Genomic DNA, 13,259 nt, shown 5'->3' with positions numbered 1-13,259 from the left:
TTTTTGACCTAACTCTGCACCAATCTACGATGACGATGAATGCTCATTAAAATTCCCGCTCCAAATCCTAGGGTTACTAGAGCCGTGCCACCATAACTAATAAACGGTAATGGCACGCCAACAACCGGTAGCAATCCGCTAACCATTCCAATGTTTACAAATGCATAAGTAAAAAATATTAGGGTGACAGCAGCGCCCAATAAGCGAGTAAATAAATTTGGCGCGCTAGCGGAGATTGCAAGACCGCGTTTAATTAATGCAAAGAACAGCGCTAGCAAAATGAAATTACCAAGCAATCCAAATTCTTCTGAGAAGACTGCAAACACAAAGTCAGTATGTTTTTCTGGAATAAATTCCAGGTGGGCTTGTGTTCCTTGAAACCAGCCCTTACCGAAAAAGCCACCAGAGCCGATTGCAATCATAGACTGAATCGTATGAAAACCTTTGCCTAACGGATCGCTGCTCGGGTCAAGTAGTGTGCAGACGCGATGCTTTTGGTAATTATGTACAAATGGCCAAGCTACATCGTGAGCGCAGATGGCGCTACCAAAAATAATGATGAGCAAAATACCGATCGCACCAATGCCCACGAAAGGTAAGATCCATTTCCAGGGTAATCCCGCCAAGATAATGACGTATAGGCCCGCTGCAAATACCAATAAAGCTGTTCCAAGATCGGGTTGGCGGGCTATTAAGAAAACAGGAATAGCCAAAATAATTCCTGCGACAGCATAGTCCCAAGTTTTTTGAATGCCTTCCCGCTTTTGAAAATACCATGCCAGCATGAGTGGCATCGCAATCTTCATGATTTCAGATGGTTGTATTACAACACCAATATTGAGCCAGCGACGCGCACCTTTTCTAATTAAACCAAATACTGCCACCACAACTAATAGCAAAACGCCAAGCCCATAAATCCAAACCGCACCCATCTCTAACCACTTTGGTGGAATACGAGAGACTAGCCACATCACTACAACAGAGAGTGCGAGGTTGCGTAATTCATCGGCGATTTGTACAAGCGTATTTTGGCTTGCCGAAATAAAAGTAAAAAACCCCGCAGCCGCCAAGCCAAGCAGAATCAGGCCTAGCTGGCGATCTAAACCAGAGAAAAAACTAAAAAAAAGTGTTTGGATTTTATTTAAGGGACTCTTTTCCATTCAGGAATCTCCTTGGGCCACTTGCCCTCGACATAGTAGTCGAGTGCTTTGCGCGCAATTGGCGCAGCATACTGCGCACCAAAACCCGCGTTCTCCACCACCATCGCAATCACGATGGTTGGTTTCTCTACAGGCGCAAATGCAATGTAGAGCGCGTGGTCGCGCAAAAATTCTGCCGTCGCCCCATGTTTGTATTCCTTGGAGTTCAAGCTAAACACTTGTGCTGTTCCAGTCTTGCCGCCGGCAACGTATCCGGCACCTTTAAATGCTGCGGCCGATGTTCCAGAAATATTGACTTCAACCATAGCCTTTTTAATAATGTCGATATTCTCTTGGCTTAGATCTATGCGATAACTTTCCTTAGGGGTGGTCAGTACTCTATTGCGAGTAAAAGGATCTTCAATTGCCTTAACTAAGTGAGGTTTCATCACCACGCCATTATTGGCTAGGTTGGCCATAGCATGTGACAACTGCAAAATGGTAAATGCGTTGTAGCCTTGACCAATGCCGAGAGAAATTGTTTCGCTTTCATACCATTTTTGTTGTTCAGGTTTCTTGAAGGTATTTTTTTTCCACTCAGTCGATGGCAAAACCCCCCTAGCTTCGCCTTGCAAATCAATGCCAGTGATTTGACCAAAACCAAATGGCTTCATAAAGTCATGCATCATGTTTACGCCCATGTCACGAGCAAGCATGTAGTAGTAGGTGTCGCATGATTCAACGATCGACTTTTGCATATCGACAATCCCATGACCACCCTTTTTGTCATCGCGGAAGGTATGGCTACCAAAATCGAAGTAGCCAGGATCAGATATGGTTTGTGAGGGCGTGCGCTTTTTATTTTCTAGTGCGGCCAGCGCCATGAACGGTTTATAGGTTGAGCCCGGAGGATAAATACCTTTGAGGGGACGGTTATAGAGAGGCTTTTGCGGTGAGTCGTTCAGCTCTTTCCACGTTACCGAATCTATGCCCTCAACAAAATCATTGGGATTGAAATTGGGTTTAGAGACAAACGCCAAAATGTCCCCAGTTTCTGGCTCAATCGCCACAAAAGCCCCGCGAAAATTTCCATAAAGTTGCTCAACTAAATACTGCAACTTGATATCAACAGAGAGAACAATATTTTTACCAGGGATCGATGGCGAGCTAGAGAGAGTACGCACTGGTTTACCGCCAGCAGTAATTTCTACTTGATCGTAGCCCGGCACTCCGCGCAATACATTCTCATAACTCTGCTCTAAGCCAATTTTTCCGACATATTGAATGCCAGGTAAAAAAGAGGCCTGCAATGCATCGGGGTCGTCCGATCTCGAGTTCTCAATTTCGGATTGCATCCGCTCTTTATCCCGCTGGGAAACGCGACCGATATACCCTATTAAATGCGATGCCAACTCGTTGTAGGGGCACTCTCTAAAGCTTCTGGCGCGGATCTCGACCCCTGGAAACCGGTAACGATTGGCTATGAAACGGGCGGTTTCTGCCTCATTGAGCATCGAGCGCAGGGGGAAAGTGCCCATATTGCGAGAATCTTCAAGGGATCGCTTGAAATTACGTTTATCCCTCGGAGAAATATCGATGATTTCAGAAAGGTCGCTGATGAGCTGGTCTACATTGCCGTTTACTTCTTCGGCATTGACATCTAAGGTGAGAGCAGAGTAATTTCGACCAATCGCAATCCCGTTGCGATCGATGATGAGGCCACGATTTGCTGGTGCAGGTACCAATGCGATGCGATTGCTCTCTGCTAATAAAGCGTACTTACTATGACTGATTAACTGCAACCATACCAAGCGAGCGACTAACAATAAAAAGCAAAACGCAACAAATAAAGTCGCAATATGAATGCGTTCTTGAAATGAATCGAGATCAGGCTTTTTAAAAGAAACCATGCAGCTTCTTAAAGTGGACGATTGTGATCAACGTCGATTGGGCGACGCTGTGGAGCAAGCAAAATTCGAGTGGAAATCGGCCAAAGCATCGCTTCAATTACAGCCTGGATGGAGCCTGTCAAGGCCCACCAATAAAGCTCCCCGCTTAATGCCCAGTGAACTAAGGCTGGAAAAAGTGAGACCAGTAAAAAAATGGGGAGAAGATGTAAGGCTTGGGAGAGAACGCTGAGCGCAATGATGCGACGATGCCAAGAAATAGCAATGTAAGCAACTAAAGAATAGCTAAATGCATGTAAACCCAATAAATCAGAATTATGTACATCCATCATTAATCCCAGAATAAATGCCCAGATCACGCCCACATAACGGTGCTGGTGAATATTCCAAAAGACGATGCAAACAATCAACCAGTCAGGCACCCAACCATAATTGCCAATTGGTAATAAATTTAATAACAGCGCGCAAAACAGGCTGAAATAAATAAAAACGGGATTGACCGGTCTAAGAATGTAACCGCTCTGAAAGTCGATCATTGCATTCCTCGCGCACGCGTTTGACGACTAGGTGTGTTTGTTGATGAAGTGCCGTTAGAGGATTTGTTATTCAAGGTTCGGAGCCTTGGCGTCAAATTGTGGGTCATATAACAAGGCAAGCGCTTGTCGGTAACGATTGACTGCGGCAACAGGTACGCAAAATACATTGGATGAATTTTTATCCGTGTTTCGCTCAATTTTGCTGATAACAGCCACTGCAAAACCCGGTGGATACACCCCGTCAATTCCAGAGGTCAGCAAAATATCACCTACCTCAAGATCGCTTGCTACCGGCAAATAACGTAATTCCAGAGGGTTTCCGCGCCCCGCCCCAAAAACCGCGGCGCGGAGGCCATTTCGAGCCACTTGGACGGGGACGGAAAAATCCCGATCCTCGAGCAGGGAGACCTCTGCAGAACGCTCGTAAAGTCTGACGACTTGACCAAGAATGCCAGCACCATTAGCAATCGGATTGCCAAGTTTTAAGCCATCATTGCTGCCACGGTTAATCACAATCCGCTGTGAAATGGGGTTAGGTGGGTTGAACAGAATTTCAACAGGCAATGTTTTGAATGGCACCTGTTTTTGAAGCGCCATTAATTCGCGAAGGTTTTGGTTTTCAACCATTAAGAACTCGGACTGATTTGCAAGCAACGAGAGCTCTGCTTGGCGAACTTTCATTACTTGATTTTCTTGATCAAGGCTTGCGCGAGTTGTGAAATATTCCGAGAGCGCTTCGAATGCATTACGTGGCGCCATCATCACGTATTCGAGTGGACGCAAAATCCAATTGACGTTGCTGCGAATCGGGTCGAGTGCTTTAAAACGAAAATCGATCAGCATCAGAGCGATGCTGATCGACAGACAGACAATCAGTTTAAGTAGAGCCGGAATGCCCTGTCTGAAAAGTGGTGGAGCGCTATGTTGCAATTCCCTGTTCGACGTGTAAGTCGCTTATTCGTGCGAGAACACTCCGCCTAACTTGTCCATGCGCTCAAGTGCAATACCACAACCACGTGCTACGCAAGTTAATGGGTCTTCTGCAACATGAATTGGCAAACCGGTTTCTTCTAACAACAGGCGATCAAGGTCACGCAATAAGGCGCCACCGCCTGTCAGCATCATGCCGCACTCGGCAATATCTGATGCGAGCTCAGGTGGAATTTGTTCAAGCGCCGCCTTAACTGCAGTCACGATTTGATTCAATGGATCTGTTAGTGCCTCAAGAATTTCATTGCTGGTAACAGTGAAACTACGTGGAATACCTTCTGAAAGATTGCGACCCTTTACTTCCATCTCACGCACCTCAGTGCCTGGGAAGGCGGAGCCAATAGTCTTCTTAATGAGCTCAGCAGTTTGTTCGCCAATCAACATCCCGTAGTTGCGACGGATGTAATTGGTGATCGCTTCATCAAACTTATCACCACCAACGCGTACTGATCCTTTGTAGACCATGCCACCCAATGACATCACGCCAACTTCGGTTGTGCCACCACCGATATCAACTACCATTGAACCCGCCGCTTCGGAAACTGGTAGTCCAGAACCAATTGCAGCAGCCATAGGCTCCTCAATCAAAAAGACTTGTGAAGCACCAGCACCCAAAGCAGACTCGCGAATCGCGCGACGTTCAACTTGAGTAGATCCGCAGGGAACGCAAATGATGATGCGCAGACTAAACTTTAATAATTTGCTTTCATGTACCAACTTGATAAATTGCTTGAGCATTTGCTCGGTGATGGTGAAATCAGCAATAACACCATCTTTCATGGGGCGAATGGCCTCAATATTGCCGGGAACGCGTCCCAACATTGCTTTTGCTTCTTTTCCAATTGCCAAAATGGTCTTTTTGCCGTTTGGACCGCCTTCTTGGCGAATTGCCACAACCGATGGCTCATCAAGGACAATGCCCCGCTCACGCATATAAATTAAGGTGTTCGCGGTTCCTAGGTCGATGGCTAGGTCATTGGAAAAGAAGCTACGGAAAAAACCAAACATGCTGTAGTGGGAAAATAGAAAGTGTTAATGAAAATATATGAGAATGATACTCTAGCGCTCCATGAAACTTAATGATGTCCAGCGCATTGCGCACCTTTCCAGGCTTGAGTTAAGTCAGGCAGAAGCCGAGGCAGTTTTGCCCCAACTACAGGCGGTTTTTTCCCTTGTGGAAGAAATGCAGGCTGTCGATACAATCGGGCTAGAGCCACTCGCCCACCCCATTTTATTTTTACGTGAACTGGCCCAACCTTTGCGCGCCGATCACGTCACCGAATCTGATGACCGTGCTCAAAATATGCAATCTGCCCCCGCTCAACAGGATGGCTATTTCTTGGTTCCAAAGGTGATTGAATGAGTTGGCACAACACCCCAATTGCCTTGATGGCGAAAGCTTTAGCTGAAAAAAAGGTTTCCAGTAAGGAGCTTACACAGCACTTTTTAGAGCGCATTGAGACTGGAAAACGGTGGAATGCGTTTATAGATGTGAATGCTCACTTAAGCTTAGAGCAAGCAGATAAAGCAGATTCATTAATTTCTTCTGGAAATGCCGGCAAATTGACGGGGATTCCGATTGCGCACAAAGATGTATTCGTGACCCGTGGCTGGAAGTCCACTGCAGCCTCCAAGATTTTGGCCAACTATCAAAGTCCTTTTGATGCCACCGTGGTTGCCAACCTCGGAATTCCGGGTGAAGGTAACCCCCATGGTGCAGGCATGGTTTGCTTGGGTAAAACCAATATGGACGAGTTTGCGATGGGCTCATCCAATGAAAATTCAGCCTATGGACCGGTTCTCAATCCCTGGAATGCTGCTCACGTGGCTGGGGGGTCCTCTGGCGGATCTGCGGCTGCAGTTGCAGCAGGCTTAGCTCCGATTGCCACTGGGACCGATACGGGCGGCTCAATTCGTCAGCCTGCCGCATTTTGTGGATTAACGGGGATTAAGCCTACTTACGGGCGCGTTTCCCGCTACGGGATGATTGCCTATGCTTCTTCTTTGGATCAGGCTGGCCCCATGGGCAAGACGGCTGAGGATTGCGCGTTATTGCTTTCGGCAATGTCATCACATGATCCAAAAGATTCCACCTCGCTGGCAGACGCTGGTGAGGACTATGGTCGTTACCTCAATCAACCTTGGCAAGATAGCAATGCAAATTCTGCGAAGCCATTAGAGGGATTGCGTATTGGATTGCCAAAAGAATTCTTTGCAGAGAGTTTGGCGAGTGATGTTGCTAAATCAGTTAATGAAGCTGCCAAAATTTTAGAAAGCTTAGGGGCTAAGCTGGTTGACGTTAGTCTTCCTAAAACGAAACTCTCCATTCCGGTTTATTACGTTTTAGCTCCTGCGGAAGCATCAAGCAATTTGAGTCGTTTCGATGGTGTGCGTTATGGCCATCGTGCAAGCAACTACAAAGACTTAGGCGATATGTATCAAAGATCTCGAACCGAAGGTTTTGGTGCAGAAGTCAGGCGGCGTATTTTGATAGGCACTTACGTTCTTTGTCACGGTTACTATGACGCTTACTATTTGCAAGCACAAAAAATCCGACGCATTATTGCTTCGGATTTTCAGGCGGCATTTAAAGAATGTGATGTCATCCTTGGGTCTGTAGCGCCAGATGTGGCTTGGCGCTTAGGTGAAAAATCAAACGATCCTGTGCAAATGTATTTAGAGGATATTTATACGCTCTCAACCAATTTGGCAGGCTTGCCAGCAATGAGCGCCCCTTGCGGATTTAATGCGAATAATTTGCCAATTGGCATGCAATTAATTGGAAATTATTTTTCTGAAGCGCGCCTATTACAAGTAGCCCATCAATATCAGCAGTCTACTGATTGGCATTTACGTCAAGCAAGCGAGGTGGCATGATGCAGTGGGAAGTCGTTATTGGTCTTGAGACCCATGCACAACTACAAACGCAATCCAAAATTTTTAGTGGTGCTAGCACCCGTTTTGGCGCAGAACCTAATACGCAAGCTTGTGCAGTTGATTTAGCGTTGCCAGGAGTATTGCCAGTATTAAATCGTCAAGCAGTAGAGCATGCGATTCGTTTTGGATTGGCAGTGGGCGCGACTATTCCACCTACAAGTATTTTTGCGCGCAAGAATTATTTCTATCCCGATCTACCAAAGGGATATCAAATCAGTCAATTTGAAATTCCCGTAGTGGCGGGCGGAAAAATCTACATTCTGGTTGGCGATGAGGTTAAGACCGTTGAATTAACCCGTGCGCATATGGAAGAAGATGCTGGTAAATCGGTTCATGAGGAGGGCTTTATTGGTCCCTATGGTGAGCCCTCTAGCGGCATTGATCTAAATCGTGCAGGTACTCCACTTTTGGAGATTGTTACTGAGCCAGTCATGCGCAGCGCTGCTGAGGCTGTTGCCTACGCTAAGGCGCTGCATAACCTGGTAGTGTGGTTGGGCGTGTGTGATGGCAATATGCAGGAAGGCTCTTTCCGTTGCGACGCCAACGTATCGGTGCGTCCGCAAGGGCAGGCAGAATTTGGCACTCGTTGTGAGATTAAGAATCTAAACTCTTTCCGCTTTCTTGAGGAGGCTATTCAATATGAAGTGCGTCGTCAGATTGAATTGATTGAGGATGGCGGAACAGTGGTTCAAGAAACGCGACTCTACGATCCTGACCGTGGCGAAACGCGCAGTATGCGTAGCAAAGAAGATGCAAATGATTATCGGTATTTCCCTGACCCAGACTTATTGCCGGTAGTCATCAATGAAGCTTGGATTAATCAAGTGCGCAGTAGCACGCCAGCATTGCCTGCGCAGCTTCGTGAGCAGTGGCAAAGTGAATATGGATTGAGTGCCTACGATGTTCAGTTACTTACCCAAGATCGTGATACCGCAAAAGTATTTGAAGATCTATTAGCTATTGTTGGTAAACCATTGGCAAAAGCGGCGGCAAATCTGATTGCCGGTGAATTTGCTTCTTCTTTAAATCGTGCGGGAATCGCTACAGCAAATGCGCCATTAAAAGCGGAACATTTAGCGCCCCTACTTACGCGCGTTGCGGATGAAACTATCTCAAACAAGATTGCCAAAGATATTTTTGCAATCCTTTGGGAAGAGGCAGTTTCTGGCAAAGGGATTAGCTCGGTTGATCAAATCATTGATGCTAAAGGCCTTAAACAAATTAGCGATAGCGGAGCGCTTGAAGCCATCATCGATCAAGTGTTGGTGGCTAACCAGAAGTCTGTAGAAGAGTTCCGCTCTGGAAAAGAGAAGGCCTTTAATGCGTTAGTTGGTCAAATTATGAAGGCTTCCCAGGGCAAGGCAAATCCTGGGCAAGTAAATGAGTTGTTGCGCAATAAATTAAGTTAAGAACAATGATTGGCAGTATTTGAAAGAGAAATCGATGAGTGCAATTGATCCAAAGCAGGCAGAACAAGAAGAATTGGTCGCAGAATGGTTGCGAGCCACTCCTGGATTCTTTGAGTGCTATGCCAATCTCTTTAATGAGATTCGGATTAAACACCCTCATGAAGATCGCGCCATCTCATTGCAAGAACGTCAAATGACGGTATTACGAACTCAAAATCAAGAGCTCAATCGCCGTTTAAGTGAGATGCTGCATTTTGGTAGCCGCAATGATAAAACTCAGCAAAGCTTGGTTGCGTGGTTATTGCGCTTGATGAAAGCGAATACAAAAGCGGATGTCGAGGCCGCCATTATTACTGGATTGGCAGAAGTGTTTGAGGTGGAGGCCGCAAAATTGCTGTCACCCAATTCGGCATTTAGTCCTTGGGTTGATACGCCATTATGTGGCTCGGCAAAAGAGTTGGCAGCGGCGAGCACAGACCTGCTTGTTACCCAAGTAGCTATTTCTCCCGGGTGGCAGAGCATGGTAGCCATTGGCTTGCCTCTAGGAAAGAGCATGGGCATCAACAGTCACCTTGCCGTACTGCTGGCAAGCAAAGACGAAACGCGTTTTATGGCAGACATGGGCGCATTTTATTTGCGTCAAATTGCAGAGCTTACTGCCGCAGCCTTGGATCGCATCCAAGCTTATGAAGTTAAAGTCGACTGAACTTCATCCACTCATGCAAGAGTACTTGCATGAGCTTCATGTACTGCGGCAACTGTCGAAGCATACGCTTAAGGCATATGGGATGGATTTAAGCGATCTTCAAGGTTTTGCAGCAGAAGATTCGGTAGATTTATTAAAAGTTAGTAATGCACATGTGCGTCGATGGGCTGGTCGCTTACACTCCAAAGAAAAATCGTCTAGAAGCATTGCGAGAGCACTCTCAGCATGGCGTGGTTGGTATGACTGGATAACAGAAAAAGATGCTCGTCGTGATGTACGAGTTGGTAAAGTTGCTAGCAACTTAATTGCCAATCCGGTGGATGATGTCAAGGCTCCCAAGCGTCTTAAGTCCTTGCCAAAGGCGCTATCGGTGGAGCAGGCGCTAGCCTTGGTTAATCAAGCCGTTAAAGAGGCGGAGGAGAAAAAAGACCTAGAGTCGATTCGAGATGCTGCCATTATTGACTTGTTGTATTCCTCGGGTTTGCGTTTATCTGAACTGCTGGGGATTGGTGTAATGCAAAGTAAAGATCGCCAGCAAGAGTCTGCTGGCTGGCTTGATTGGGATGCCGCTGAAGTGACCGTATTGGGTAAGGGTGGAAAAAGACGTTCAGTTCCAGTTGGCGCCCCTGCGATGAAATCGCTGCTTACCTGGCGTGAAATTCGGGGCTCTGGTGCGCACCCCAATCAATCGCTTGCTCTATTTTTATCTGCCAGCGGCAAGAGATTATCGCCGCGCACTGTACAGGCACGTTTGCGCACCCTAGCCATTCGTGCGGGGTTGCCAACACATGTGCATCCCCACATGATGCGCCATAGTTTTGCGAGTCATGTACTGCAGTCTTCGCAAGATTTGCGTGCTGTGCAGGAGATGTTGGGGCACGCCAGTATCGCTAGTACCCAGATTTATACCTCGCTTGACTTTCAGCATCTTGCTCAGGCATACGATAAAGCGCATCCCCGTGCGAAGGCTGGCAAAGGCTGAGGAACTCGGTAAGATAGTAGGGTTCCTAGTTGGGAAATGCATCATCTAAAGAAATCGATTGGATCATTCATGGCATTAATTCCGGTAACCATATGACGGGCCTTTTGGGGAGTGGAAAGACCACCCTGTTAAAGCACATTCTTACTGAGGATCACGGTAAGAAAATTGCAGTCATCGAAAGCGAATTCGGTGAGGAAAATATTGATAACGATATTCTGGTTCAGAACCATGAAGAAAATATCGTCCAAATGAGTAGGCTGCATCTGCTGCGCGATTCGTGGCGACCTTGTAGAAGCATTAAGCGCTTAGTGGGAGCAGCGTAAGGATAAAAAGATTCACTTTGACCGCGTAGTCATCGAAACCACGGGTGTCGCCAATCCAGGGCCGGTAGCGCAAACCTTCTTTATGGATGATGAAGTTGCGGATCACTATGTATTGGATGCTGTGGTGACATTGGTGGATGCTAAGCATGGTCAACAACAACTGAATGAACATGAAGAGGCCCAGCGCCAAGTGGGCTTTGCGGATCAGATATTTATTACTAAAACGATTTAGTATCGCCTGCAGAAGTAGAGGCGCCGCGTCATCGTTTGATGCACATGAATCTACGAGCGCCAATTAGCGCGATTTCAAAAGGGGTAGTGCCATTAAATGCGGTCTTGGACCTGAAGGGTTTTAATCTCAATGCAAAGTTGGATATTGATCCCCATTTCCTGGAGCACGAGGATCATGACCACGCACATTGCGGCCATGACCACCCTCATGATCACGATCACAGCACATGCGGGCATGATCATAGCCACGACCATCATCATGGTCATGCAGGACATACCGATCGCATTCAGTCATTCGTTTTTCGTAGTGATAAACCCTTTGATCATAAAAAGCTCGAAGATTTTTTGGGGGGCATTTTGAGGTATTTGTGGAAAAGATGCTGCGCTACAAGGGCGTGCTTTATGTGAAGGGAGCCAGCCGAAAAGTGGTGTTTCAGGGTGTCCACCAGATGATGGGGAGCGATTTAGCTGGTCCATGGGGCACAGAGCCCAAGCAAACCCGTATGGTCTTTATTGGCATTGATTTGCCGAAAGATACGTTGCTGGCTGGGCTAGAGGGATATTTGGTCTAGGCGGATTCGGGTACAATCCGCCGCCACGGTCAAGAATGTTTAATACGGAAAAATATTGATTCTTAGGCAACAAAAGTTTGGCAGAATGAGGCATTAATGCTTCCAATTCAGGAAAGAACGAGATGACGGTAAAAACAGCAACAAAACCTGCAAGCACATCAAAAGCGAGCAGCAAGGCGGCAAGCACGAAAGCGGTTAAAGGCGCGCCTTTGACTGAAGCTGAATTGCTCAAGATGTCTGACAAGGACTACATGAATGCTGCACAGCTGGATTTTTTCCGTCAAAAATTACTAACCCTCAAAGAAGACATTCTGAAGAACGCTTCTGAGACAACAGAGCATCTACGTGAAAATATTTTGGTTCCAGATCCAGCGGATCGCGCAACCATTGAAGAAGAGCACGCATTGGAATTGCGTACGCGCGATCGTGAACGCAAGTTATTGAAGAAAGTGGAGCAAGCACTGGGCCGCATCGAGTCTGGTGATTACGGTTGGTGCGAAGAAACCGGAGAGCCAATCGGCTTAAACCGTTTAATTGCAAGGCCTACAGCCAATTTATCTCTTGAGGCACAAGAGCGCCGCGAACTTCGTCAAAAACTATTCGGCGAATAAAGCGAATCTGTAATGACCAAGCATTTGCCTACTCTTGGTGATATCTCGCCTTTGTTGAAGGCGGAGATTCTTGCTGAAGCTCTACCCTATATTCGTGCCTATCACGGCAAAACTATCGTAATTAAGTACGGTGGCAATGCCATGGTTGAGGAACGTCTCAAAGAGAGCTTCGCACGCGATGTGATTTTGTTGAAGTTGGTTGGCATGAATCCAGTGGTGGTTCATGGTGGCGGACCGCAAATTGATGAAGCACTGAAAAAGATTGGTAAGACTAAAACATTTATTCAGGGCATGCGCGTCACCGATGAAGAGACCATGGAAGTGGTTGAGTGGGTTCTTGGCGGTGAAGTGCAGCAAGATATTGTGATGCTCATTAATCACTTTGGCGGCCAGGCGGTAGGATTGACTGGCAAGGACGGGGGTTTGATCCACGCTAAGAAAATGATGATTCCTAGCGATACTGCGCCAGGCGAAAAGGTGGACATCGGCTTTGTTGGTGAAATCGAGGCAATCAATCCGGCGGTTGTAGAAGCATTGCAGGACGACGCGTTTATTCCAGTAATTTCCCCAATCGGTTTTAGCAAAGAGGGTCAGGCTTACAACATTAATGCTGATTTAGTTGCTGGCAAGATGGCTGAAATTCTGCATGCAGAAAAGTTGGTCATGATGACTAACACTCCGGGAGTGATGGACAAAGACGGTAAATTGCTCACCGATTTAACTGCTCGTGAAATTGATGCATTATTTGCAGACGGCACGATTGCTGGCGGTATGTTGCCCAAGATTTCTTCAGCCTTAGATGCTGCAAAGAGTGGTGTCAATTCTGTGCATATTATTGATGGCCGCATCGAACACTCTTTGTTGCTAGAAATTTTGACCGAGCAAGCATTCGGCACGATGATTCGGTCGAGATAAG

The 13,259-nt window shown here is 46.7% G+C and carries 12 protein-coding genes and 1 pseudogene; 8 read left to right on the top strand and 5 right to left on the bottom strand.

Annotated elements, in window-relative coordinates; translation table 11 throughout:
- Positions 1-8: 8 nt before the first annotated feature.
- From rodA to BQ1619_RS08050, 5 genes are all read right to left on the bottom strand, one after another.
- A complete protein-coding gene (gene rodA / locus BQ1619_RS08070) occupies positions 9-1,160 on the bottom strand; it encodes a rod shape-determining protein RodA (protein WP_114663355.1) in 1,152 nt (383 codons plus the stop codon).
- The gene (gene mrdA / locus BQ1619_RS08065; RefSeq protein ID WP_114663354.1) at positions 1,142-3,049 is read right to left on the bottom strand and encodes a penicillin-binding protein 2; all 1,908 of its coding nucleotides are present in this window, start codon (positions 3,047-3,049) and stop codon (positions 1,142-1,144) included. Before mrdA ends, rodA begins: the two co-directional genes overlap by 19 nt.
- An 8-nt stretch (positions 3,050-3,057) precedes the next feature.
- Positions 3,058-3,582, bottom strand: a complete 525-nt coding sequence (gene mreD, locus BQ1619_RS08060; protein WP_114663353.1) for a rod shape-determining protein MreD — start codon at positions 3,580-3,582, stop codon at positions 3,058-3,060.
- 66 nt (positions 3,583-3,648) lie between these two features.
- The gene (gene mreC / locus BQ1619_RS08055) at positions 3,649-4,512 is read right to left on the bottom strand and encodes a rod shape-determining protein MreC (RefSeq protein WP_231968603.1); all 864 of its coding nucleotides are present in this window, start codon (positions 4,510-4,512) and stop codon (positions 3,649-3,651) included.
- Between the two features lie 24 nt (positions 4,513-4,536).
- Positions 4,537-5,580: a rod shape-determining protein gene (locus BQ1619_RS08050; protein ID WP_114663352.1), complete on the bottom strand. Its 1,044-nt coding sequence runs from the start codon at positions 5,578-5,580 to the stop codon at positions 4,537-4,539.
- A gap of 61 nt (positions 5,581-5,641) precedes the next feature.
- Here BQ1619_RS08050 and gatC point away from each other — a divergent pair, with 61 nt between their 5' ends.
- The 8 genes and pseudogenes from gatC (at position 5,642) to argB (ending at position 13,258) form a co-directional block, all read left to right on the top strand.
- Complete coding sequence (gatC, locus tag BQ1619_RS08045) at positions 5,642-5,935, top strand: Asp-tRNA(Asn)/Glu-tRNA(Gln) amidotransferase subunit GatC (protein ID WP_114663350.1); 294 nt, start codon at positions 5,642-5,644, stop codon at positions 5,933-5,935.
- Complete coding sequence (gene gatA / locus BQ1619_RS08040) at positions 5,932-7,449, top strand: Asp-tRNA(Asn)/Glu-tRNA(Gln) amidotransferase subunit GatA (RefSeq protein WP_114663348.1); 1,518 nt, start codon at positions 5,932-5,934, stop codon at positions 7,447-7,449. Before gatC ends, gatA begins: the two co-directional genes overlap by 4 nt.
- Complete coding sequence (gene gatB, locus BQ1619_RS08035) at positions 7,449-8,918, top strand: Asp-tRNA(Asn)/Glu-tRNA(Gln) amidotransferase subunit GatB (protein WP_114663589.1); 1,470 nt, start codon at positions 7,449-7,451, stop codon at positions 8,916-8,918. The genes gatA and gatB overlap by 1 nt, the downstream gene beginning before the upstream one ends.
- A 34-nt stretch (positions 8,919-8,952) precedes the next feature.
- On the top strand, positions 8,953-9,624 hold the full coding sequence (locus tag BQ1619_RS08030) for a DUF484 family protein (protein ID WP_114663346.1): 672 nt from the start codon (positions 8,953-8,955) through the stop codon (positions 9,622-9,624).
- Positions 9,605-10,606 (top strand): tyrosine recombinase XerC, encoded by a 1,002-nt coding sequence (locus BQ1619_RS08025; protein WP_114663343.1) that lies wholly within the window; start codon positions 9,605-9,607, stop codon positions 10,604-10,606. The genes BQ1619_RS08030 and BQ1619_RS08025 overlap by 20 nt, the downstream gene beginning before the upstream one ends.
- Positions 10,607-10,675: 69 nt before the next feature.
- Positions 10,676-11,732: pseudogene (locus BQ1619_RS08020) on the top strand (CobW family GTP-binding protein).
- 233 nt (positions 11,733-11,965) lie between these two features.
- Positions 11,966-12,343 carry an RNA polymerase-binding protein DksA gene (gene dksA / locus BQ1619_RS08015; protein WP_071466393.1) on the top strand — a complete coding sequence of 126 codons (378 nt, stop codon included), beginning with the start codon at positions 11,966-11,968 and terminating at the stop codon, positions 12,341-12,343.
- A 12-nt stretch (positions 12,344-12,355) separates the two neighbouring features.
- The gene (gene argB, locus BQ1619_RS08010; RefSeq protein WP_114663341.1) at positions 12,356-13,258 is read left to right on the top strand and encodes an acetylglutamate kinase; all 903 of its coding nucleotides are present in this window, start codon (positions 12,356-12,358) and stop codon (positions 13,256-13,258) included.
- The last annotated feature ends 1 nt before the right edge of the window (position 13,259 follow it).

The organism is Polynucleobacter necessarius, from assembly GCF_900095195.1.
Lineage (GTDB): Bacteria > Pseudomonadota > Gammaproteobacteria > Burkholderiales > Burkholderiaceae > Polynucleobacter > Polynucleobacter necessarius_G.
Note: the sequence above shows the minus strand (reverse complement) of the source record. Positions and strands in the feature narration are given on the sequence as shown.